This is a genomic window from Mobiluncus holmesii ATCC 35242 (genome assembly GCF_000185445.1).
Classification (GTDB): domain Bacteria; phylum Actinomycetota; class Actinomycetes; order Actinomycetales; family Actinomycetaceae; genus Mobiluncus; species Mobiluncus curtisii.
Window position 1 is genome coordinate 18,895 of the sequence record NZ_GL622346.1, and the last position, 22,546, is coordinate 41,440.

At 53.7% G+C, this 22,546-nt stretch carries 16 protein-coding genes, 4 tRNA genes and 1 pseudogene; 14 read left to right on the forward strand and 7 right to left on the reverse strand.

Annotated features, from left to right (window positions below):
- Nucleotides 1-49: 49 nt before the first annotated feature.
- The 3 genes from mfd (at nt 50) to eno (ending at nt 5,654) form a co-directional block, all read left to right on the forward strand.
- A complete protein-coding gene (gene mfd, locus HMPREF0576_RS00100) occupies nt 50-3,547 on the forward strand; it encodes a transcription-repair coupling factor (RefSeq protein WP_004010245.1) in 3,498 nt (1,165 codons plus the stop codon).
- A gap of 67 nt (nt 3,548-3,614) precedes the next feature.
- Nucleotides 3,615-4,205, forward strand: a complete 591-nt coding sequence (locus tag HMPREF0576_RS00105; protein WP_004008456.1) for a hypothetical protein — start codon at nt 3,615-3,617, stop codon at nt 4,203-4,205.
- Between the two features lie 171 nt (nt 4,206-4,376).
- Nucleotides 4,377-5,654, forward strand: a complete 1,278-nt coding sequence (gene eno / locus HMPREF0576_RS00110) for a phosphopyruvate hydratase (protein ID WP_036324445.1) — start codon at nt 4,377-4,379, stop codon at nt 5,652-5,654.
- A gap of 109 nt (nt 5,655-5,763) precedes the next feature.
- On the opposite strand, the gene HMPREF0576_RS00115 is transcribed toward eno, so the two are convergent.
- Both HMPREF0576_RS00115 and HMPREF0576_RS00120 read right to left on the reverse strand, forming a co-directional pair.
- Nucleotides 5,764-6,810 carry an endonuclease/exonuclease/phosphatase family protein gene (locus tag HMPREF0576_RS00115; RefSeq protein WP_004010246.1) on the reverse strand — a complete coding sequence of 349 codons (1,047 nt, stop codon included), beginning with the start codon at nt 6,808-6,810 and terminating at the stop codon, nt 5,764-5,766.
- Nucleotides 6,807-8,366 carry a mechanosensitive ion channel family protein gene (locus tag HMPREF0576_RS00120; protein ID WP_004010249.1) on the reverse strand — a complete coding sequence of 520 codons (1,560 nt, stop codon included), beginning with the start codon at nt 8,364-8,366 and terminating at the stop codon, nt 6,807-6,809. Before HMPREF0576_RS00120 ends, HMPREF0576_RS00115 begins: the two co-directional genes overlap by 4 nt.
- Before the next feature lie 113 nt (nt 8,367-8,479).
- Between HMPREF0576_RS00120 and HMPREF0576_RS00125 the strand changes: the two genes are divergently transcribed.
- The 4 genes from HMPREF0576_RS00125 to HMPREF0576_RS00140 all read left to right on the forward strand — a co-directional run bounded on the left by HMPREF0576_RS00125 (nt 8,480) and on the right by HMPREF0576_RS00140 (nt 9,464).
- Nucleotides 8,480-8,552: transfer RNA gene (locus tag HMPREF0576_RS00125), tRNA-Glu, on the forward strand.
- Between the two features lie 30 nt (nt 8,553-8,582).
- Nucleotides 8,583-8,656: transfer RNA gene (locus HMPREF0576_RS00130), tRNA-Asp, on the forward strand.
- A gap of 35 nt (nt 8,657-8,691) precedes the next feature.
- A tRNA-Phe gene (locus tag HMPREF0576_RS00135) sits at nt 8,692-8,767 on the forward strand.
- Nucleotides 8,768-8,867: 100 nt separating this feature from the next.
- Complete coding sequence (locus HMPREF0576_RS00140) at nt 8,868-9,464, forward strand: isochorismatase family protein (RefSeq protein WP_004010250.1); 597 nt, start codon at nt 8,868-8,870, stop codon at nt 9,462-9,464.
- A gap of 76 nt (nt 9,465-9,540) precedes the next feature.
- Here the strand turns inward: HMPREF0576_RS00140 and HMPREF0576_RS00145 are convergent, their stop codons facing one another.
- Both HMPREF0576_RS00145 and HMPREF0576_RS00150 read right to left on the reverse strand, forming a co-directional pair.
- Nucleotides 9,541-10,554 (reverse strand): DUF5692 family protein, encoded by a 1,014-nt coding sequence (locus HMPREF0576_RS00145; RefSeq protein WP_004010251.1) that lies wholly within the window; start codon nt 10,552-10,554, stop codon nt 9,541-9,543.
- A 2-nt stretch (nt 10,555-10,556) separates the two neighbouring features.
- Entirely contained in the window at nt 10,557-11,609 is a 1,053-nt protein-coding gene (locus tag HMPREF0576_RS00150) for a hypothetical protein (protein WP_004010252.1), read from the reverse strand.
- 246 nt (nt 11,610-11,855) lie between these two features.
- On the opposite strand from HMPREF0576_RS00150, the gene HMPREF0576_RS00155 reads away from it, so the two are divergent.
- Nucleotides 11,856-13,220, forward strand: a complete 1,365-nt coding sequence (locus HMPREF0576_RS00155) for a DUF5692 family protein (RefSeq protein ID WP_004010254.1) — start codon at nt 11,856-11,858, stop codon at nt 13,218-13,220.
- Between the two features lie 174 nt (nt 13,221-13,394).
- A pseudogene (locus HMPREF0576_RS00160) lies at nt 13,395-16,237 on the forward strand (class I SAM-dependent DNA methyltransferase).
- Between the two features lie 98 nt (nt 16,238-16,335).
- On the opposite strand, the gene HMPREF0576_RS00165 reads toward HMPREF0576_RS00160, so the two are convergent.
- Nucleotides 16,336-17,739: a sensor histidine kinase gene (locus HMPREF0576_RS00165; protein WP_004010260.1), complete on the reverse strand. Its 1,404-nt coding sequence runs from the start codon at nt 17,737-17,739 to the stop codon at nt 16,336-16,338.
- A 1-nt stretch (nt 17,740) separates the two neighbouring features.
- Nucleotides 17,741-18,448, reverse strand: coding sequence for a response regulator transcription factor (locus HMPREF0576_RS00170; RefSeq protein ID WP_036324072.1), 708 nt, complete (start codon nt 18,446-18,448; stop codon nt 17,741-17,743).
- A gap of 206 nt (nt 18,449-18,654) precedes the next feature.
- Between HMPREF0576_RS00170 and HMPREF0576_RS00175 the strand changes: the two genes are divergently transcribed.
- The 4 genes from HMPREF0576_RS00175 (at nt 18,655) to HMPREF0576_RS00190 (ending at nt 21,391) form a co-directional block, all read left to right on the forward strand.
- Nucleotides 18,655-19,437 carry an ABC transporter ATP-binding protein gene (locus tag HMPREF0576_RS00175; protein ID WP_004010262.1) on the forward strand — a complete coding sequence of 261 codons (783 nt, stop codon included), beginning with the start codon at nt 18,655-18,657 and terminating at the stop codon, nt 19,435-19,437.
- Nucleotides 19,434-20,159, forward strand: a complete 726-nt coding sequence (locus HMPREF0576_RS00180) for an ABC transporter permease (RefSeq protein ID WP_004008444.1) — start codon at nt 19,434-19,436, stop codon at nt 20,157-20,159. Before HMPREF0576_RS00175 ends, HMPREF0576_RS00180 begins: the two co-directional genes overlap by 4 nt.
- Before the next feature lie 11 nt (nt 20,160-20,170).
- Nucleotides 20,171-20,935, forward strand: a complete 765-nt coding sequence (locus tag HMPREF0576_RS00185; protein WP_004010263.1) for an ABC transporter permease — start codon at nt 20,171-20,173, stop codon at nt 20,933-20,935.
- 243 nt (nt 20,936-21,178) lie between these two features.
- Nucleotides 21,179-21,391, forward strand: a complete 213-nt coding sequence (locus tag HMPREF0576_RS00190) for a TOBE domain-containing protein (RefSeq protein WP_004008442.1) — start codon at nt 21,179-21,181, stop codon at nt 21,389-21,391.
- A gap of 197 nt (nt 21,392-21,588) precedes the next feature.
- On the opposite strand, the gene HMPREF0576_RS00195 is transcribed toward HMPREF0576_RS00190, so the two are convergent.
- Nucleotides 21,589-21,661: transfer RNA gene (locus HMPREF0576_RS00195), tRNA-Lys, on the reverse strand.
- Between the two features lie 247 nt (nt 21,662-21,908).
- Between HMPREF0576_RS00195 and HMPREF0576_RS00200 the strand changes: the two genes are divergently transcribed.
- Nucleotides 21,909-22,544, forward strand: a complete 636-nt coding sequence (locus HMPREF0576_RS00200) for a hypothetical protein (RefSeq protein WP_004008441.1) — start codon at nt 21,909-21,911, stop codon at nt 22,542-22,544.
- The last annotated feature ends 2 nt before the right edge of the window (nt 22,545-22,546 follow it).

Sequence of the window (22,546 nt, forward strand, 5' to 3'; positions counted from 1 at the left end):
GCGGCGCCTGCAAAAGGTAGGGGCTGAGCTCGGGGGGTCAGGTACATTCATGAGTTTGCACGGTTTACTGGAGGTGACCGGGGATGCTTTGGCAGGTCTGGAGCCTGACAGGGCGGATACGGCGAGCGAATACGTAGCCCCACCCGGCTTTTATGCCCCGCTCATCGCGGGCTTGCCCGGCAGCGACGAAAGGCTGACCGTGGTCCTCGCGCCGAGCACCCGTGCCGCCACCCAATTGGCTCGTGAATTGGGAGCCTATACCGCTGGAGTGGAGTTGTTTCCTGACTGGGAAACCTTGCCTCACGAGAGACTTTCTCCCCGCACCGACACGATGGCGCGCCGGATTTGGGCTTTACACCGGGTGACGCATCCCCATCCGCAAGACGCGGTTCATTTCCTGGTCATGCCCGTGCGAGCCGCGCTAGCCCCGGTAAATGCGCATATAGCTGACTATCCCCTGTTTACCGTGCAGGTGGGAGACACCTATGACCGCGACACCATGGCTGCAGATTTGTTGCGTTTGGGTTACGAACGCGTTGATATGGTCGGAGCGCGCGGTCAGTTTGCGGTGCGTGGAGGGTTGCTTGATGTTTTTTCTCCAACCGCTGCCCACCCGGTGCGTATCGAACTGTTTGGTGATGAGGTAGACACCATCCGCGCGTTTACGGCATCGGATCAGCGGACTTTCGGCGGCGACATCCGAACGCTGGTCGCCCCCGCTTGTCGCGAACTGCTCCTCGACGATACGGCACGAAAACTGGCTGCCAGCCTTGCTGGTCAGATGCCGCAGGCTGCCGAAATACTCAACCTGGCAGCCGAGGGCAAATACGGCGAAGGCTTGGAATCCTTGAGTCCCCTGCTGGGGGCAGAAATGGTGCCGCTGTTTTCTCTGCTGCCACCCGGTGCCCGACTGGTGGCGACCGATCGTCCCCGGTTGGAAGCTCGTGCTACAGAACTGGTAGAAACTACCCAAGAGTTCCTGGCAGCTTCCTGGTCGGCGGCCGCGGGTGGCGGGGAAGTGCCCCTGGAGATTGAACAAGCTTCATTTTTGACCTTGGAGCAGCTTCATGCTGTGGCACAAGAGGCGCACATGGACACGGTGTTCGTCTCTCCTTTTGCGGTGGGCGAGAACGCTCAAAACGTGGGGGCGCTAATCGTGATGGAGCCTCTCGCCGGAGAAACTGGACTGATTGGTACAATCGGCGATTTAGCTTCGAAAAACTGGAATGTAGTGATTACTACGACCGGCAAGGGAATGGCGAGCCGGCTGCGGGATGTACTCAGCGAGGCTGATGTCCCTGCAAAAGTGGTGAAGGACGCAACATCGCAGAACGACGGAACCGTACAGATTACGGTGGCGCCCCTGGACGAAGGATACCAAGTCCCCGCCGCGCAGCTGTTGGTGGTGAGCGAGGCACAGGTCTTGGGAAAAAAGAAATCCCGCCACACTGCCGACAAGGCAAACCTTCCCGCCAGACGACGCAAAGCTATTGACCCCCTGACGTTGACCCAGGGCGACTACGTGGTTCACCTGCACCACGGCATCGGACGCTTCGTGAAACTGGCGAAGCGCACCATGGGGCGAGGTCGGGAAACCACCTCGAAAGAATACGTGGTGTTGGAATATGCCCCCAGCAAACGCAACGGACCCGCTGACCAGCTGTGGGTGCCTACTGACTCCCTGGATTTGCTCTCAAAATATGTGGGTGGAGAATCTCCAACCCTGTCAAAGATGGGCGGAGCAGATTGGGCAAAGACCAAGTCCAAAGCCCGCAAAGCGGTCAAAGAAATCGCTCGTGAGCTGGTGCGACTGTACGCCATCCGGCAAGCCTCCAAAGGACATGCTTTCAGCCCGGATACCCCCTGGCAGCGGGAACTGGAAGATAGTTTCGAGTTCGTCGAAACTCCCGACCAGCTCACGGTCATTGATGAAGTCAAGCACGATATGGAACAAACCGTCCCGATGGATCGGCTGGTCTGTGGTGATGTAGGTTACGGAAAAACTGAGATTGCGGTCCGTGCGGCGTTTAAAGCGGTCCAAGATGGCAAGCAAGTGGCGATTTTAGCGCCGACCACCCTGCTGGTCAGCCAGCACACCGAAACATTTACGAGCCGTTTTGCGGGATTCCCGGTGACGGTGGCAGCGCTGTCTCGCTTTACTACGGCGAAAGAAGCTGCCCAGATTAAAGCCGGGTTAAAAGACGGCTCCATCGAAGTGGTCATCGGCACCCACGCCCTGCTGTCCGGAAACGTTCGTTTCAAAGACTTGGGTCTGGTGGTAATCGACGAAGAGCAACGTTTCGGGGTGGAGCACAAGGAAGCCCTAAAGGCTTTGCGTGCCGACGTTGACGTCTTGACGATGAGCGCCACCCCGATTCCGCGCACCCTGGAGATGGCAATCACCGGGATTCGCGGCATGAGCACCCTCACCACCCCGCCGGAGGACCGCCACCCGGTCTTGACCTACGTGGGAGCCTACTCAGATAAACAGGTTGCGGCAGCAATCCGGCGCGAGCTTTTGCGTGATGGTCAAGTATTTTTCGTGCATAACCGGGTGCAATCAATCAATAGGATTGCCGCTCACCTGGCAGAGCTGGTGCCCGAAGCGCGGGTGCGAGTGGGGCACGGGCAAATGTCAGAAAAACAGCTGGAATCGGTCATGGTGGATTTCTGGAACCAAGAATTCGATGTGTTGGTGTCCACGACGATTGTCGAAAACGGCTTGGATGTGACCAACGCCAACACAATCATCGTGGATCGTGCCGATCGGTTTGGTCTCTCGCAGCTGCATCAGCTCCGCGGACGAGTCGGCCGCGGGCGGGAACGTGGCTACGCTTACTTCCTCTATCCGCCGGGCACCACCATGAATGAAACAGCTTTTGAGAGGCTGAAAACGATTGGAACCAACACCGGGTTAGGCTCCGGGATGGCTATCGCTACGAAAGACCTGGAGATCCGAGGTGCTGGCAACCTGTTGGGCGGTGAGCAGTCTGGACACATCGCCGGGGTGGGCTTTGACCTCTATGTGCGCATGGTGGGTGAGGCAGTTGCGACCTATAAAGGCGAGGAAGCCCCCGAAGACACCAGTGTGTCCATTGAGCTGCCCATAGATGCCTTTATTCCCGAGGACTATCTGGATGTGCAGTCGCTGCGTCTCGATGCCTATACACGTCTGTCCGCAGCGACTACCGATGAGGAAATCGATCAACTGTTGGAGGAAATGACCGACCGCTACGGGCGACCTCCGGAACCGTTGGAACGCTTGGGGGCAGTAGCAAAACTGCGTAACTTGGCGCGGGCTCAAAAAGTGCAAGAGATTAAAGTCATGGGCAAATTTATTCGCTTTGCGCCCGTCGAACTGGCGGATTCGCAGATGGCTCGGCTGCAGCGCATGTATCCGGGAGCGCGGGTAAAATTGGCGACGCGTGAATTGTTCATACCTGCACCGACTCGGAAAAATGGGTTGAGCGAGACTCCCATCGTGGATTTGGAGCTGCTGGAATGGGTCCAAAAAATCATTCGGGGCATTATTAAACCGCTAGCTTAAAATTCCCTCCCCGGTCAAAGAAAAGCTAAGATGGGAACGTTGGGTCGGACTATTGAAGGGAAAGACGATGGCGGAAAAGTCCCTCGTGACCAAGACCACTAAAACAGCGACCAGGCTGATGACGGGGGTTGCTGCGCTGGCGCTCGCGGGGGGACTTCTGAGCGGATGTGAAGCAAAACCAGGAGTAGCCGCCTACGGTGACGGCTGGGTCGTCACCGAATCCCAACTCGGAACGGTCACCAAAGAACTCGCCGAGGCGGGAATTAATCTCAACGACACCGCGGAAATGCAGACCGCGCGCATTTATGCCCTGCGCTATTTGCGGACTCTCCACGAAGGCGGTCAGGATTTGCTCTCGCAGTGTCCGCAGCTTGATGAGATTAAAACCGATTTGTTTAAGGTGAACCCCGCAAAGATGTCTCCCGAGACGCACGACGTCATGCAACTGTTGCTGTGTGCCACAGCGACAGACCCTGCAGTCGCTCACGAGTTGGGTGTGCAAACGGTCAATCCGCAGTTGGCAGCCCAAATTGAAAAGGCTTACAAATCCGGTTTCGACCTCAAGAACGCGAAACTGTCGAATCGGATGAACCAAACCATCCAAATTATCCAGCAGCGCGCCACACAGATGCAGATGATGGGGCAGGGGCAGCAGTAAGCAAAGTTTTGCGGCGGCAGCCGGAACGATAAATCGCAAAGAAAATTTGTTTGTCCGGGGAGAAATTCTCGGACAAATGCGCATTTTTAGGAAATAATAGTAGTGGCTGCCTGTACCCTCTTTAGGGCGGAGCGGCGGAAGAATAACAACCTGTCACATAAGGAGACTCAGTTGGCAATCATCGAAAGTATTTACGGTCGCGAAATTCTTGATTCCCGTGGTAATCCCACGGTGGAAGTAGAGCTTGAGTACGAAGGGGGTATGGTCCGCGCTGCGGTTCCGTCCGGTGCCTCGACCGGTCAGTTCGAAGCAGTGGAACTCCGCGATGGTGATAAGGGACGCTACCAGGGTAAAGGCGTATTAAAGGCGGTCAAGGCGGTAAACGACATCATCGCCCCCGAACTGGTGGGATTTGATACCGTCGAACAGCGCAGCATTGACGCGGCGATGATGGACCTGGACGGCACTCCCAATAAGGGAAAACTGGGAGCAAACGCGATTCTGGGGGTGTCCCTGGCAGTAGCGAAGGCTTCGGCAGAGGATGCCGGTCTGGAATTGTTCGAGTATCTCGGTGGTCCTAATGCTCATGTCTTGCCGGTGCCGATGATGAATATCTTGAATGGTGGTTCTCACGCGGATTCCAACGTCGATATTCAAGAGTTCATGATTGCGCCAATCGGTGCCGAGACGTTCGCCGAGGCGTTACGGATGGGCGCCGAGGTGTACCACTGCCTGAAGTCCGTTTTGAAGGACAAGGGTCTGGCTACCGGTTTGGGCGACGAAGGCGGTTTCGCCCCGAACCTGGAGTCTAACGCGGAAGCTCTGGATTTGATTCTGGTTGCTATCGAAAAGGCTGGTTACAAGCCCGGCAAGGATGTGGCGCTGGCTTTGGACGTGGCTTCTTCCGAGTTCTATGACAACGGTAAGTACAATTTCGAGGGCGAAGCCCGCGACGCGGCTTACATGGAGAAATACTACGAGGAACTGATCGAAAAGTATCCGATTGTCTCCATCGAGGATCCGCTGAACGAAGAAGCCTGGGAGGACTGGCAGAAACTCACCGCCGCCATTGGTGACAAGGTGCAGTTGGTGGGTGACGACCTGTTCGTTACGAACCCCGAGCGTCTGGAGCGCGGTATCAAGGAAGGCGTGGCAAACGCTCTGCTGGTAAAGGTCAACCAGATTGGTTCACTGACCGAAACGCTCGAAGCTATTGAGATGGCTCATCGTGCGGGATTCCACACCATGACTTCGCACCGTTCGGGTGAAACCGAGGACACCACTATCGCGCATCTGGCAGTGGCATCCAATGCTGGTCAGATTAAGACCGGCGCTCCGGCTCGTACCGAACGCGTTGCCAAGTACAACGAGCTGCTGCGTATCGAGGATATGCTCGGTGATGCTGCCGTTTACGCTGGCAAGTCCGCATTCCCGCGTTTCCGCGGCTAAGTTCATTTAGTTTCACGAGTATCCCAGGTTGGTGTCATCATCAGCCTGGGATACTTTTTACCGGTTAGGGGTTAGCCAGTTTGGCGGGCTGAAACGGTGAGGTCGGGAACTATTGAGCGGTCTTTACAGGGCGTATATCGTAGATGACCGCCCGGTGGTCCGAGATGGGCAGGCGTAAAGCTTGCGGTTCGCCCACCAGCTCCCAACCGTTGCCCAGCAGCTGATCCAGGGCAATCCACGGCTTGTCTGCCGGATATGACGGGATAGCCGCGTGTAGCTCGGGGTGCTGTTCCGTGGGCAAAGGCTGTAGCACTTTGTCGATTTGGTAATCGCGCAGGTTGAAATCTCCCACCAGCAGGCAAGATTCAGAACGCAAATGATAGAGGGAACGCCAGGCGCGCCGCAGCTGAGAAGCTGCCGTGGGGCGGTGAATCTCCAGGTGGGTCGTGCCGAGCGCGACGGTGCCCAGCGGCGTAGCCAAGCGGGCTGCCAGCAGCACCCGCATCTGACCAAACCGTACCCCCGTCCCCTTTGCGGCTGCGGGAAGGTCACGTAACCCTTCGAGAAAGCCGTGAGAAAAGCCTTTCCACGGGTCGCTGCCCCAAACTATCCGCGCCCGGACTCTGCCAAGACGTTTAAAGTGCCAAGATTTCGCTGGCCAGCGTGAGAGCAGGGCGATACCGTACCCGCTCTCGGCCTTTAATTCGCTGTCCAAAGGGCGGCGGTGCAGGACTTGGGACTGACCCGCGTAGGACGCTCCGATACGCCAGTAGGGCAGGCGTAGCGCCTCTGCTAACACACGCGCTTGCCGGACGTAGCCGGAACGCCGCTGTCCTTTGTCGACTTCCTGCAGTGCCAAAATATCCGGTTTTAACTGTTGGAGTACCTGGGCGGTCTGCTTTAGGTTTTCCTCAGTCAGCTGGGTGCGGGTGTTGACCGAACCCGATTTGAACAGGCTGCGGCAGCGTTCGCCCAGTCCCCGGATAAACGCTTCCGCCCGCGAATTCGCCTTTTGGACATCAGTCCATCCCTCCGCGGGGGTGCCCCACTGCAGATTGCAGGTAATAACCCGCAAAAAATCCGGATTTGGCAAAGTCTGGGGCGTTGCGTAGCGGCGGGGCGGGGCGGACTTTCGAAAGCGTTTATTTCGGCTCATTTCTGAGTCTCCTCAGAAGGCGGGGTGGTGGTGTCCGCGGTCGGGGTGTCGCTGTCAGCAGTTGTTTTTTCCTCAGATTGTTTGGGTCCCGTGACAAGTTTGCGACGTTCCTCTGCATCTGGAGTCCCGGAATAGAGCCGGTCACCAGTTATCGTAGCAGTGGTGCTCAGCACTCTGGTATCTTGCAGAGCGTCTCGGGAGGGGGGCAGCTGTTCCGGTTTCTCATTATGAGTTTCATCTAGCCGCCGGGCCTTAAATCTCCAGGAGCGGCGTTTTTCTTGAATCTTCCGGGCATACTGATCCAAAAGTGGCTCCCCATAAGGGCTGGTCGGGGCAGCTTCAGTCGCTTGCTTTTTGGTGGCTGCGGCGTGACGGCTGCTGTTCGTTTTCCGGATGGTCGCGATAGCTAGTTCGCGAGCTTGTTTCTCAATCTCGATTTCATCGACTGGGAGGTGCACTTCTGTAACTTTGTCAGTTTCAACGCGGCGGCGGGGCAGAGCATAGGGAGCTTCCTTTTCAATCCACTCAATCAAGCGTTCCCGCAGGTAGCACTTGAGATCCCACAGATCTCCAGAGTTTGCGGCGCTGGCGACCAACCGCACCAGCATGGTTTCAACGGAACTATCTGTGACCTGCACGCTGGAAGTGCGTCCATCCCACAAGTCTGTTTCCGAGAGCAGTCGGTCGACTTCGTTGCGGAAAGCTGCCAAGGGCAGACGCCAATCCACGCGCAGTTCCACGACCCCTAACAGGTGGGTGTCTCGTTTAGTCCAGTTTTCAAAAGGTTCCTCGGTAAATTTCTTGGACGGTAGGATGAGGCGGCGTTCATCCCACAGATGAATCACGATATACGTCAGCGTAATTTCTTCAATCGTGCCTTGCTGACCTTGGACAACGACGACATCACCCACTCGAATCGGGTCGGAGAAAGCAATCTGAAGCCCCGCGAACATGTTTGCCAACACCCCTTGGGCAGCAATACCAGCGATTAAAGAAATAATGCCCGCGGACGCCAACACTGAACCCATGGCGGCACGCGCTTCTGGGAATGTCAATGCAATTGAGATAGCCCCGAACACCCCAAAGAAAACTTGTGAAACCCGGTGCATGACTTGGGCTTGCGTCACCAAACGATTTGGTTTCGACCCGCCCTCTAGCTGTGTCCGGGTCATGTCCTCCAGGACGGCACAGAGTTCAATCAGCCACACCGTCACGGCGATAATCATCAAAATCAGCAAGCCGTGCGAAATTGTGCCGTAACCGGGAACGTTGTGGTCGCGTACGGTCCAGTACCACCCAATCGTCGCCCCTAAAGCGATACAGGTCAAAGACCCACCTACGCGAGAGCGGCGCTCCATGTATTTAATCAGTCGGTGTTTGCGTCCCCAGCGTCGCAACAAAAACCCGATAACTTGGGCGGCTGCCAGCAACGCCACGATACAGACCACACTGGCAGCTAAAACCGCCATAATGTCCAAGGAAGTTTCCAAGACTTCCTTCACTGCTTTGTCTGGGGTTGGATTTGGTTCCGGGGTCGGACTGAACACAAAACTCATGTATCTAGCATAGGTTATCGTGCCTAAACTGGCCGAGGGGAAGCGAGGTTTTGCACTCTGAGCATTTTTCACTTAGACTATTTCAAGTCCTTAGCCCCCTGGGCTTAGGCGACGCTCCTATCGTCTAGCGGCCTAGGACTCCGCCCTTTCACGGCGGCAACACGGGTTCAAATCCCGTTGGGAGTACTGGCAAGCCTTCGGGCTTGCGCCTTGAATGGCCCTGTAGCGCAGTTGGTTAGCGCGCCGCCCTGTCACGGCGGAGGTCGCGGGTTCGAGTCCCGTCAGGGTCGCAGTTCGTCGATGGTCACAAGCTAAGACGAACGTTGGCTCTGTAGCTCAGTTGGCAGAGCGAACGACTGAAAATCGTTAGGTCACCGGATCGACGCCGGTCGGAGCCACCAGATCCTCGCGTCAGGCGGGGATTTTTGGTTTTTACGTGGCCGCTTACAATCGGCTTTTTGGGTCATAATAGAGCTATCCCCAGAATCATACGGAGGAATTATGGCCGAAATGAAACGTGCATTGTTGATTGTCGATGTCCAACCGACCTTTTGTGAAGGCGGAGCCCTAGGGGTGGTTGGGGGCAACGAGGTTGCCGAGCGGATTGCGGACTTTGTCACTGAGCATGAGGACGAATACGAGATTATTGTCACCACTCAGGATTGGCATATTAACCCGGGAGCGCATTTCTCCGACCATCCAGACTTTATCGACACCTGGCCTCCCCACGGGATAGCGGGCACCGCAGAAGCGGAACTGCACGACGCTATTGCCTCCCTCCCTTTTGATGATTCCGTTAAGAAGGGTCAGTATGCGGCGGCTTATTCCGGCTTTGAAGGGGTGAACAAGTCGGGGGATACTTTGGAAGAGATTTTGCGTCGCGCCGACATTACCGATGTAGATGTGGTCGGTATCGCGGAATCGCACTGTGTGAAAGACACCGCTTTGGATGCCCTGGATTTGGGTTGGCCGACCCGCGTCTTTGAGGACCTCACCGTTCCAGTTTCAGCGGAGCTAGGGGAAGCAGCCCGTGAAGAGATGGCACAGGCTGGGGTAGACGAAATTCCCAGCACCGACGCTTTTAAGGCAGTTGACTGAACTTCTGACTGACCGGAGGTGTAGATACAAATAACCGGCTCGAGAGAGTCTCCCGAGCCGGTTATTGACAGCCTTGTTAGTCCAGGTACCCCAGTTCTTGAGGAATCTTTCCTAACCGAGCCGCGATACGAGATTTGACCTCGTCAGTTGCGGTGCGGCGGATAATCTTAACGTTTTGCGGCAAATCCGTGTACAGCTCGGTCTTGAACGGATTGCGCTTGGTCTTGACAATCTTCCACACGTGATAGACCGCCAGTCCCGCGTTGGCTGCCAGCGCCAGGAAAGACAGCAGGAACAGTGCGGCGTGGTTTTGACTCGCCACGTGAGTGAACATGGAGTCTTGGGTAAAGTGCGGGAACGAGAGCACAAACGCTGACCAGAACGTCAGGGTGTAGGCGCGATACTGAATCCAGGCGCCTCTGCCCATCGTCATAAATGCTGGAATCGTACAGGACAACAGCAGCGCTACGCCCGAATACCAGGCCCGATCTGAGAGGCAGTTGTAGCAGTACGCCACATTCCACAGGTCGTAGGCAATAATCCAGCCAATCGTGAGGTCAGTCCAGATAATGTGGCGGTTCGTTTTTGACACATAGATTCCGGTCCAGCCGGCAATCATCAACAGGTTCAGAATCCCCGCGATACCGTTCATGATGTTCCACGGACCGCCCCAGACCCACATACCGTTATTCACATTTCCGTGCAGGGAATAGCATTGGAAGTCTCGAATTACGGCTTCGAGGATGTTGATTGAGAGAATAATTGGAGGAATCAGCAGGTAGAACCGGTTGCGACGCAGCTTAGGGAAGTACTGCAAAGCGACTAAACACAGCGAGCCGGCTAGCGCCGAGTACTGTTTAGCGATGGCGAACCAGCCCTCACTTTGGGTGCCCGGAATCGAGTGTGGCCACCAGAAAATCGTGAGCAGCACCGGCACTACGATGAACAGCGCGATGGCAGCCCACTTAAAGCGAATAGCGAGCCAGGCGAGGGCGGCTAATACCGCGATGACCAGGAAAAGCATCGCGAAATCCCACCATTGCCCCACCTCAAAAAAGAACAGGTTGGGAGCCTCTGCAGGCATGACCATGATTAGTCACCCGCCTTCGACTGATGCTTACCCCATCCCGGCAGATAGGTACGTTCGCGCTTTTGGCGGATTTGTTCATCCCAGCTGAACTTCGGCTCGCTCCAGTCTACGTAGTAGTCCGGGTCAACAGTGTCTTCCCACGGGTTGCCCGGTTCGGTGGGTGGCCAATTGGGGTTGTCGGTGACGGGAGGTCGGATTTCAGCCACCGCGGGGCTGCGGCGCCCGTAGCGGAACCATTGCGTATAGGTGTCCTCAAACAGTGGGGTTCCGTCCCAGCGACCTGCCGGAGTCCCGGAGCGGAAGAAGCGTCCACCCAAGGCTCCGCGCATGAATTTGCCGTGCCACTGCTGTTTCTTGCGGAACTCGGCGACTCGCTTGACGTAGATATTTTGCATGTGTGCCATCACGCCGCCGACCAGTTCGATATTGATCCAGTTGATGGCGCGTGTGTAGAGGTTATCTGGCTCGAAACCGACTCGCCAGTGGTTGAGCAGCCGGCACCGCTCGCCCTTGAGAGGAATAACGTAGAAACACCACGCCGCGGCGTAATGCTTCATGAACGGGAAACGGAAAGCATAGCTGCCGGGGGCAGCGGGAGGGTTCTTGGTATCGACCCATTGCACCAGGTATTTGCCGGGCACGACATCCGCCCATTCCATAGACATACCTTGGTAATCAAAACCGGCAATATCGCCGGGTTGAATAGCGTCCGGAGTTTGAAATTCTTCCTGAATTTCATAGTGATTATAAAAGGGAAGACGCGCGAAAGTCCTTTCGAGAAATTCGCTGCTGAATGAGCCTGATTTTTGCACCCCGATTTGTTTCAAAATGCGATAAACCGCATAAGCAGGGGCATCAATATCAATGGCATAAGTCGAGGATTTACCATTCTGGTAGTTCAGGTCAATAATGTCATCGGCGGGGTAGACCCAGTCCTGTTCTGCCCGAGTTGCTTTCCCGCTGAGCTGCGAAAACGCGAACACTCCTCCGAATATGGGAACTGCCGCGAGACCGGCAAGTTTCCAGAAGCATTTTCCTTTAGGTGACGTAGCCATTGTATTTAACGAGTTCCTAACTCCTCGCGGAGTAATGCCGTGAGGACGAAGCCGATAGATGCAAAAAAGGATTCACTTCAGAATCATCCGAATATAAAACCTATTGACAGGAAACTAACACACTATTGCGAAAAATGGGTGCGTTTGAATCGTGAGATTTATAAAACCAGTTTGGGACTAACGTCCTAATGAAAACAATGATTGGGAGTTCTACACTATAAGGCAATAAGCCGTTACAAAGGAGCAGTGGTGAATACTTTCTTAGGATTGTGGGAAATCGGAACTCCGCGAGTCTATTTGTTCTGGATTGTGGTTTTATTGGCTCAAATTGTAATAGCTGAGATAAACCGTCGCTGGAACTGGACAATTTTTGTTTTGTGGACCGTAGGGGGCGTCGCGGTAATGCCTTACGTGATTACCCACGGTATTCCCATGGTGGGATGGTTCCCCTTCGGAAAGTTCACCATCATGATTCTCACCGCCACTATGACCGGATTCTTGCTGTTCTATGGGAAACGCCATCCGCTTAAGGCGCACCGCTATGCTTTCTGGTTCGGTCTGGCGCTCTGGATTGGACTGGCGGTGAACATTATGGAGGCCAATATCCGTGATGTCACCATTTTCTTGCAGGCCAGTGAATACTATTCCTGCGCTGCCGACTGGCAGTGTCTGCAAGCCATCGACCAAGCGCACAGCATTCCCATGATTCCGGGACTGCCCGAGACGCGCGGCGTCGCTGCCGCGGTGGGAACCGAGGCATGGTATCAGGCGGTGGCTGCCAACTTTGCGCAAGCCCATGTCGGTATCGATCCTGCAACCGGGTTCCGTACCATCGGGGGATACTGGAACTTGCTTTCAGCGCTGGCAGGAGTGCTGAACATCATCACCATCACCGGTCTGGGAAAGATTGCCATTACTTCCCAGCCGAACCAGAAGGTCAAAGGACTCATCTGGGTGGATATGGTGTGGCCCTGGATTATTGCCTACGACCTGTGGAATCACGCTTTCCTGTACAATTCGCTGGCTGATTACACCTGGTACTGTACGTTTGCCCTGTTGCTGGCGTGTACCATTCCCGCTTTCACGTGGGCGAAAGGTCAGTGGATATGGTTTAGGTGCTTCACTCTCATGTTCTGGATTGCGGCGAACAACATCTTGCCCGAACTGCTGGTGCAGCCCTCCGGGATGTTCAACTACGCGACGATGAACCCGGTGGCAAACATTGTCTGTGCCTGGCTGGCGCTGATTTCCAATGTGGCTTTGTTCGGTTACTGGCTATACAAGATTATCGGGCAGAAACGTAATCCCATCACTGGAGTGCTGTTCTGTGAACTTGGAGCGTTCCGCAAGGTCGTGCTGGCTCACTTCGATAATAAAGACAAGTACTTCATCGTCGATCAAATCCCGCAAACCCCCATGGAACTGGGATTTGAGCCGGGTACCTTGGTTCCTCCCGAAGATGGCTGGGTGGGCATCATGCCGTGGTGGCGCCGGGATAAGCGTTACCTGGGCAAGCCGCATACCCCGCTCAGTGCTGATCCGGTTGCACAAGCGCGCCTAGAAAGGAAATCAGGGGAGGAACCTAGTGAGAGCGCGAAAGCTGACTCCTGATACTGAGTAAACGGGTGAGTCCGGTCGCCCCGGTTCTCACAAGTGTGGTCGGTGGCGGGCGTTTAGCTAGTCTGCGGTTCGTTCTGGTCTGTTTTCGATTTCTCAACTTTTGCTCTCGACGTGGTGGGATACTGAGGTGTTGACACAAGGAGCGTTGGAGAGGTCGGTTTGGTGATGGTTTCGGATTTGGCAGCTGCTCGGGAGTTTGCCGCCCAATGGGTGGGTAAAGGCTATGAGAAGGGCGAGTGCCAGAAGTTCTGGACGCTGCTGTTGCATGACGTGCTGGGATACGAGCGCATGGAATCGGTGCGGTTCGAGCATCGCGTCGCTGGTGGCGGCTTCATCGACGTGTGGATTCGCGACGCCTCCGTGATGGTGGAACAGAAATCTCTGGGGGTGGACTTGGACGCTCCCGAGATGCGGCAAGGGGTGCTAAAGACCCCGTTGGCTCAGGTGTGGGATTATGCCGAGGATTTGCCTCGCACCGAGCAGCCGCGTTTCTTGGTGACGTGTAACTTTGGCGAGTTTCGGGTTTATGACCGGGATCGCGGTGGTCGCCGCGATTTGGAAGGCGCACCGACTTTCGCGTTTACGCTTGCCGAGCTGGGCGAGCACCCCGAGTATCTCGGGTTCATCATTGACCCAATCAACTCGCGCTTAGAGAAAGAAAAACAAGTCTCCATTCAAGCCGGTGAGCTGGTGGGGCGCCTGCACGACGGGCTGCTTGCCCAATATTTGGAGCCGGACGCGCCTGAAACCCGCCACGCCCTAAACGTGCTGTGCGTGCGACTGGTGTTCTGTCTGTACTGCGAGGATGCGGGACTCTTCCAGAAGGATGCGTTCTATCGTTATCTGAAGGGCGTTGCCCCTGCTGATGTGCGTCCGCGCCTGAAACTGCTGTTCCGGGCGTTGGACACACCGGTGGAGCGGCGCGACCCTTATGACACGACGCTGCGGGAGTTCCCTTATGTAAACGGGGGTTTGTTCGCCGGTGATTTTGAGATTCCGAATTTTAGCCCCGAACTGTTGGAACTGCTGTTGAACGAGGTCTCGAGGGCAGTGGACTGGTCCCAGATTTCGCCCACGATTTTCGGGGGGATCTTTGAATCGACCTTGAACCCGGAAACGCGCCGAGCTGGCGGAATGCACTACACTTCCCCGGAAAGCATCCACAAGGTCATCGACCCGCTGTTTTTGGATGACCTGAAAGCCGAGTTGCGAGCCATCAATGACGCGGAGGGACTGACCCCGCGTCAACGCACTAATCGTTACCGGGCTTTCCACGAGCGGCTGTGCAAGATGCGGTTTCTGGACCCCGCCAGCGGATCAGGAAACTTTTTGACCGAGACGTACCTGCAGCTGCGGCACCTCGAGGATGAAGTGTTGAGCCGGCTCAATGCTGGTCAAACGGCATTTAGCCTCGCGGAGGTGGGCGCGAGCGTCACCAGGGTGTCCTTGGACCAGTTTTATGGCATTGAAATCAACGATTTCGCGGTGAAAGTTTCCGAGGCGGCATTGTGGATTTCGCGGCTAAAAGCCAACGGTGAGACGGAGATGTTGCTGTCTCTAGGGGATGATGATTTCCCCCTCCGGGAGAGCGCCCACATCGTGCAAGCTAATGCGCTGACTTTGGATTGGAACACGGTGCTGCCGGCGGACCAGTGCAGTTACGTCCTGGGGAACCCGCCGTTTATCGGCTATTCCCGCCTGGATGAATCGCAAAAGGTCGACCGGCTGGCGATTTTCGGTAAGGTTGGCGGTGTGCTCGATTATGTGGCGTGCTGGTATCGAAAAGCTGCCGACTATATGCGGGGTTACCGAGAGATTCAGGCGGCTTTTGTGTCCACTAACTCAATCGTGCAAGGCCAGCAGGTCGCGCCACTGTGGCGGGGACTGTTTGAGTCGGGAATCGTGTTGAACTTTGCACATCGCACGTTTATTTGGGCAAATGAAGCCTCCGACCAGGCGCACGTGTACTGCGTGATTATCGGGTTTTCCTATACGGATCGGAAAACGAAATACGTGTGGGATTATGCGGCAGAGATTCCTTCGCCGAGCGACGCGGCGGCGCAGCGTACCAGGCGGGGAGGTATCGGGATGCGCCATGAGGTGAACCATTTGAACGGATACCTCGCGGATGCGCCGGATGTGTTCTTGGAGCGCCAGATGAAGCCGCTGTGTGACGTGCCGGAAATGTCAAAGGGATTTCAGCCCACTGACAATGGATTTCTGCTGCTGTCGCCCGAGGAACGTGCGGAGCTGCTGGCGGTCGAGCCAGAGGCAGCGCGCTGGGTGCGGAAGTTTTCCATGGGAGCGGAGTTCTCAGGGGTGAGGATCGTTACTGTTTGTGGCTGGAGGGCATTACCCCTAATGAATTGGCTGCCTTACCGAAACTGCGTTCACTGGTGGGGGCTTGCCGAGCTTGGCGTCTGGCGCAGGTAAAGACTGGAGACGCATACAAACTTGCCGACCGACCGCATTTGTTGCGCCCGTGCGGAAAATTCCAGGATGGTACCTATATTGGAGTGCCACCGGTGTCCTCGGAGCGCCGTGATTATATTCCGATGGGTTTTGTTAAGGACGGCATGATTCCAGGAAATCAACTGTATTTCGTGCCGACCGATTCGCGCTATGTTTTCGGAGTTTTAGTTTCGCGGGTGCATAATGCCTGGATGCGCGTGGTTGCTGGTCGGCTAAAAAGTGATTACCGCTACGGCAACACGACGGTGTACAACAACTTGGTGTGGCCAGATGCCACCCCTGCCCAGCGCGAACGTATCGAGCACACCGCGCAAGGGATTTTAGAAGCGCGTTCGCTCTATCCGGATGCCTCCCTCGCCACGCTCTATGACCCCGACTTAATGCCAGTCGAGCTGCGGGCGGCGCACCGCGAAAATGACCGCGCGGTCGAGGCGGCTTACGGCTTGCCGGTTGATAGTGATGAAGCAGGCATCGTCTCGCACCTTTTCGCTCTCTACGCCACCAAAACCTGCAGTACGCCGGGAAAGTGCGGATGAGATGTCTGCTGATTGCACGGTGGGATGGTGAGGGTAGGAACACACAATGAAGCAAAAGCGGGTGCCGAGTAGCGAATAGTGAAAGTAGGGGAGGGGCACTAAATAGTCTGTTGCGGTATTGATAGAGTCACCTTTAAGCCACCATGTTTGCTGGGGCTTATCGTGACCGTTCCTTTATGGGCGTCGATAATCTGTCGCACGATGAGCAGTCCTAAGCCATGTCGCTGTTCAGTGGTGCTGGTGTCACAAATCATATAATGCAGAGTATGGTTGAGCTGTTCTAATTCTGGAGCGGAAACACCTATTCCGTCATCCTCGACGCAGATAATGCAATTATTGTGTTGTACAGAGACGGATACGTATATCGTGCAGCCATTTTCGTTATGGGAGATGCTGTTATAGAGCAGATTTGAGAGGGCTCGTTGCAGTAAATCCTGGTCTACATTGACATTGCAAGAGGCTAGATTTTCGTCAGTGAGCCATTTTATCGAAAATCCATCTGGCAGATCCATATTTATGAAATCTACGACTGTCTGTCGAACGATGGCAACAACATTGTGCGGTTGAATCATCAGTGGTTGCATATTGTAATCGAGCTTGGACGCGAGATTGAGGTCTCGGATCAAGTTCTTCATTCGTTCACTTTGTTTGATAATCATCGTCACTTTTTTACGGTCTGGAACCGAAAGCTGGGGTGAATTTTCTAACTGACCAGCAAAGCCCATAACCATCGAGAGCGGGGTCCGGATATCGTGGGAAACCCCGGCAATCCAGTTCGCCCTAGCGGTTTCTTTCCTTCTCAACTGTTCTCTTTGCTGCTGCAATATGTCCGAAGCAGAGTTGATGTTTGCGGCTAGTTCCGAAAGGACCCCAGTCTCAGGGATGGAGACACTTTCTCCCTTAGAAAGCTGTTGTATGCCCTTGGTGATTGGGTTGACGGACTGCAGGAACTTGGTGTTAGCAGTTAGATAAATTCCGAGGATTAACAGGACGTTGATGGATAATATGCTCAGGAGGATTTGCGGAAAGTTAGAAATTAAACTGTAGTTCCAGCTCGGTTGGGCATGTTTCCAAAAACTATGGTGTGGAAATCCGACTACAACCACGCCGTGATTATTTCTGCCGGTATAGGTAGGGTAGCCGTCAAGATACCCGGTGCTCAAATCAGCTATATCTGACAATGTGTAAGAATTTGGAATGGTCTGAGGAGTGTTTGGGGTTCTCCAGATGACTTTTAATGTCTCGTTATCTATTAAAATCGCCCACGCTCTCGCCTCGGTTAATTTTGTGGACATGCTATCTGTTAAGGCATATTCCCCGCGGGAAGAAACCTGTAAGGCTTTTCCAGTCGCCCGGGCGATGGTGTAGGGAGAGGCATCTTCACTGGGGGCGTAGTTTGCTACGAGTACGACAAACGCAATAATGTTCAGTAAAATTATCAGTACAGAGCTGAGCAGAAAAATGCTTATGAACCGGTGTATGAGCTTCGGTACGCTTTTCATGCTACTTCTCCTCTAGAATCAGCTTGTAGCCCAGTCCCCTTACCGTGACCAAAGAAACAGGCTGTGAAGGATATCGTTCTATTTTTTCCCTGATGCGCCGTATGTGCGCCATCAAAGAATTTTCGTACCCAAAGGGATTGGTACCCCAGGCGGCTTCACATAATGCTTCAATCGTTACGATACGACCGGCGTTTCGGTATAGGGCGGAGAGGATGTCATGTTCTTTAGCGGTTAGGCGGATACGTTCATTATCCTTTATTACTTCAGCCGAGGAAAAATCAATCTGACTATTTCTCAGTGCCACTATGGGATTTTCTCCGCGGTAGCTTCTCCTTAGTATAGCCATGATGCGATACGTTAGCTCTTTGGGGTGAAATGGCTTTACGATATAGTCATCTGCGCCTAAACTAAATCCCTTAAACCTATCTTCATCCTCACCACATGCGGTGAGCAGCAAAATAGGGCAGTCGGCGTATTGCTTTAATTTGTTCATTAACTCAAAGCCGGTGCCATCGGGAAGCATCACATCGATGATTGCTAATTCGGGTGTCGCCTTTTGAGCCACTTCGAGGGCTTCTTTCACACTTCTTGCCGTCATAATTTGGCGAAAGCCGGATTCTTTGAGAATTGATAAAACCATGTCTAACAGGTCTTGTTCATCATCAACGAGGAGTATGCGCTTGTTCAGTAAATAAGCATCCTGATTCATGGTCACGCCTCCTGGGTACCTATTCTGCATGTCATCGTATCCCTGCCATTTGTGTGGGATACCGGAATCTGGTGGCATTAGCTCCAAGTAAACGATACTCGGCTGTCGAGTTCATGGTGGGGATGTGGGGCGTCTGGATTGAAAAAGTAAGGTAAATGTAAGGTAGGGAGAATTTTGCCGTAAGGACAGGGCACTATGGTAAAACCATGGACGAAAAAATTGCTCATGACTATATTGTTACCACGGAACAGTTAACAAAAAAGTACAAATCATTTGTTGCTGTCGACGCCGTGTCACTGCATATTCGGAAAGGAAGTATTTACGGTTTCCTGGGTCCGAATGGGGCAGGTAAATCTACTACCATGAAGATGCTTTTAGGTCTCACGTCTCCCAGTAGGGGTACCTTTACGATAGATGGAAAACAGTTTCCTGGGGACCGCATATCCATACTGAAAGAAATCGGATCATTTATTGAGTCTCCGTCTTTCTATGCAAATCTGACCGGTAAGGAGAACCTTGAAATTATTCGCCGCATTTTGGGATTACCGAAAAGTGCAGTTGATGATGCGTTAGATTTGGTCGGGCTGTCCGAGTTCGGCGACCGTTTGGCAAAAAAGTATTCCCTGGGCATGAAACAGCGGTTAGGGCTGGCTGGAGCGTTGCTCGGCAGACCCCCGATTTTGATTTTGGATGAGCCGACAAATGGTCTCGATCCGTCGGGAATACACGAGATCCGAAATCTGATTAAGTCGCTGCCAGGTCTATATGCCTGCACAGTCCTGATTTCATCTCATATGCTGTCTGAGATTGAGTTGATGGCGGATGACATCGGAATACTTAACCACGGTCGCTTGCTGTTTGAAGGAAGTCTTGCCGAACTGCGAAAGTATGCCCTGAAATCCGGTTACGCTACAGACAATTTGGAAGACATGTTCTTGTCCATGATTGAAACGGACAATGAGCACCGGAAGCAGAGGGCAAAACTATGACAGCGCTGGCAATCGAACTTAAGAAATGCAAAAGGACGGGTTTTCTCCCACTCATGCTGGCAGTGGGTATCTTGGGTGCAGCCTACGCGTTTCTAAATTTCACCTTACGCAAAGAAACATTATTGAGTCTGCCCCTCGCCCCGATGGATATCCTGCTGACCCAGCTTTACGGCATGATTATGGTATTAAATATGTTCGGTCTGATTGCTGCAGCCTGCATCATATACAATGTGGAATTTAAAGGAAATGCGGTAAAGAAATTGTATATGCTTCCAGTCAATGTCACTGCAGTATATGTGAGCAAATTTACCATTATGAGCGTCTTGTTTGCGATAGCTGTTTGCCTGCAAAACTGGGCACTTGCAGCTATTGGAGCGGTTGATTTGCCTTCCGGTGCATTCGACATCAGAATCCTGATTTCGTTTGCAGGCTATTCATTTCTCACTTCGTTGCCCGTTCTGTCCTTTATGCTATTTGTTTCGTCAAGAATTAAAAATGTATGGATCACCCTCGGAATTGGGGTGGTGGGATTTCTGAGTGGGATGGCTTTGGCGACTTCAGACATAGTCCTAAGCCTGGTGTCACCCTTTGTGGTCATGCTCAAACCTGCTGTCGCGATGAGCGCCCAACCGGATACCGCGGTAGTGCTCGTATCCCTGATAGAAACCATTCTGTTTTTCGCAGCCGGACTCTGGTGTGTTCGTCATCTGCGCTATGAATAGGGGAAATTACAATGAATTTTTTGGAATTGCTCAAAATCGAATTTTTGAAAACAAAACGCAGCCACATAACCCTTTTACTCTTTATAGCCCCGTTGCTCGTCGTTAGCTCCGGTGTAGCAAGCCTTCGTAGCTACTTATCGCCTGAGTATCCTAACGCTTGGGCAGCGATGTTCATCCAAAGTGCATTAATCTATTCCTATTACCTGCTCCCATTGAGCATGATTGTAGTATGTGTGATGATTGCGGGTCGCGAAACAGACCATAATGGCATACTAAAAATGTTGGCACTTCCCATTAGCCGCTATGCTCTCTCAGCTGCAAAATTTTGCGTGTTGCTCGCTTATTTGCTTCTGGAAATGGTCGTGTTCATGGCTTGTTTCGTAATCGCCGGATGGATGGCGACCTTTAGTATGGGAATTCAAGAATCGCTCCCACTTGTGTTTCTATTAAAATGGTGCGGCGCGCTTTTCCTGACCATGATTCCCAGCTTAACGATTATGTGGGCGATTACGGTAGTGTTTGACAAATTGTTTTTATCTATTGGTATAAATATACTTCTGGTCATACCCGGTATCCTCATGGCAAACACACCACTATGGTTGCTCTATCCCTATTGCTACAGCGGGTATCTGGTTTCACTCTCGCTCCACAGCGATAGGATACTCACCATCGGTACAGGATTTACCCTCTGGCCATTTGTGCCCATTGCTGTTCTCATTACTGCAATTATGTGGTTCATTGCTCTCACGCAGTTTGGGAAAAAAGAAATGAGCTGAACGGCAGGTAGGGGTTACGCTCGGGATGCGAGAAATTTTCACCAATACGCGCCGGTAGCTATGTCCCCGACAGATACTTCCTCTCGACAGACCCGCCGAGCAGCACCAGAGGCTTAAAGTCCTTTATTTGCAAGCAAATGCGGATATAGCGCCATGATAGAATCAGATTGATTCGGGAGTGTATTTCCCGGAAATCGATGGCGTCTCGGGTTGGCTGGGACAGAACACAATGAAGAGGTAAAAATGAAAATTTCTGCACGCAACCAGTTCAAAGGCACGGTAAAGAACATTGAACGTGGTGCGGTCAATTCAATCGTTGAAATTGAAGTCGCTCCGGGGGTTTGCTTCGCGGCGTCCATCACCAACACTTCGGTGGACAATCTGGGGCTTTCTGAAGGCTCAGATGCTTACGCCATTGTGAAAGCATCCTCTGTAATGGTGGGTGTAGACGCTTAATCTCTCAGAGAAACTATAAAAAACGGCACTTCGGTGCCGTTTTTTTAATGCTTTCGTGCGGTTGTGTTGATGGGTCGAGGATTGGGTTGTGGGTAGACCCAGGGGGCTTTTTCTGTTTGGTGCTTCGGCGGCGCAATGCCCACTGGGCAGCGTTAAATGTTTGAGTGGGATGTCCAAAGCTCATCCCACTCAAAAAGTAGGCCCAGGGGGGCTCGAACCCCCGACCCACGGATTAAAAGTCCGCTGCTCTACCAACTGAGCTATAGGCCCGTAGGAAAGATTATAAGTAAAAAATCTCCGTAACGACAACTGAGCACGTGGTCCCCTGCTGAAAATCAGGTCTGCCAGCGGATTGACCGCCATCCTGAGACTATCTGGTGTGGGCGCTGCAGCTCCAGGTGTGCCCCGTCAGAATCCCTCGGATTGGGAACAGCGAGGGAAATGCTCTCTGCATCTCCAAGTTCGCACAAAAACCCGTGTGAACGGGGATAATTAAGGTAAACCGAAGGAGGAAACCATGGAAACCAGGAAACCGCGACGCCCGGCCATCATCGAACCAGAAACTTTGGAATATTTGGAAGGCGAGGAAGACCCGGCACTGTCCAGTGAATCCGCGCACACCTCGGCTCGGATCTTGGTGAAATCCCCCAACGGAGAGTGGTCTGACCCCGAGCCGGAGACCAAGGAACGCCTGCTGGCATTCATGCAAGGGAACGGCGTAGATGAACTCGCCGAGCTGTGGTCGCGTTCCCCAGTCAACACCCTGCCCGGTGTCCTGTGGCGACTGCTGCTGATAGACCAGTGGGTGAAACGCTACCCGGAAGGCGTGAATACGCGCTTCAAACAGGGACTCAATTCCCCGCAGCTTTCGGAATATCTCGATATTGACGGGGCGCATTCCCTGGATTTTCCCGCCTGGAAAAAACAGCTGGAACAAATCCTGAGCGGAAGTTTCGACGATAATTTCGCCGATTTTCTGGATAGGTCCCAGGCGGTGCTGCGAGTCTTGGCAGCCAGTGAATCGGTTTGGATGAAGAAAGATTCCGCGAACCCGCTGGCTAACGAAGTAACCCTGCGAGACAACGCCCTGCTGGTCACCGCCGACGAGCTGCTCGATGCGGCGGCAATGTATCGCGAAGGTCGCTTGGACTGAGG

Excerpts from the sequence above, each read along its gene's own strand:
- HMPREF0576_RS00120 (WP_004010249.1), bottom strand. The coding sequence starts at position 8,366 with ATGAGTTTTGTGTTCAGTCCGACCCCGGAACCAAATCCAACCCCAGAC.
- HMPREF0576_RS00150 (WP_004010252.1), bottom strand. The coding sequence starts at position 11,609 with ATGGCTACGTCACCTAAAGGAAAATGCTTCTGGAAACTTGCCGGTCTC.
- HMPREF0576_RS00115 (WP_004010246.1), bottom strand. The coding sequence starts at position 6,810 with ATGAGCCGAAATAAACGCTTTCGAAAGTCCGCCCCGCCCCGCCGCTAC.
- HMPREF0576_RS00190 (WP_004008442.1), top strand. The coding sequence starts at position 21,179 with ATGAAAATTTCTGCACGCAACCAGTTCAAAGGCACGGTAAAGAACATT.
- HMPREF0576_RS00200 (WP_004008441.1), top strand. The coding sequence starts at position 21,909 with ATGGAAACCAGGAAACCGCGACGCCCGGCCATCATCGAACCAGAAACT.
- HMPREF0576_RS00175 (WP_004010262.1), top strand. The coding sequence starts at position 18,655 with ATGGACGAAAAAATTGCTCATGACTATATTGTTACCACGGAACAGTTA.
- mfd (WP_004010245.1), top strand. The coding sequence starts at position 50 with ATGAGTTTGCACGGTTTACTGGAGGTGACCGGGGATGCTTTGGCAGGT.
- HMPREF0576_RS00185 (WP_004010263.1), top strand. The coding sequence starts at position 20,171 with ATGAATTTTTTGGAATTGCTCAAAATCGAATTTTTGAAAACAAAACGC.
- HMPREF0576_RS00145 (WP_004010251.1), bottom strand. The coding sequence starts at position 10,554 with ATGGTCATGCCTGCAGAGGCTCCCAACCTGTTCTTTTTTGAGGTGGGG.
- HMPREF0576_RS00140 (WP_004010250.1), top strand. The coding sequence starts at position 8,868 with ATGGCCGAAATGAAACGTGCATTGTTGATTGTCGATGTCCAACCGACC.
- HMPREF0576_RS00170 (WP_036324072.1), bottom strand. The coding sequence starts at position 18,448 with ATGAATCAGGATGCTTATTTACTGAACAAGCGCATACTCCTCGTTGAT.
- HMPREF0576_RS00165 (WP_004010260.1), bottom strand. The coding sequence starts at position 17,739 with ATGAAAAGCGTACCGAAGCTCATACACCGGTTCATAAGCATTTTTCTG.
- HMPREF0576_RS00180 (WP_004008444.1), top strand. The coding sequence starts at position 19,434 with ATGACAGCGCTGGCAATCGAACTTAAGAAATGCAAAAGGACGGGTTTT.
- HMPREF0576_RS00105 (WP_004008456.1), top strand. The coding sequence starts at position 3,615 with ATGGCGGAAAAGTCCCTCGTGACCAAGACCACTAAAACAGCGACCAGG.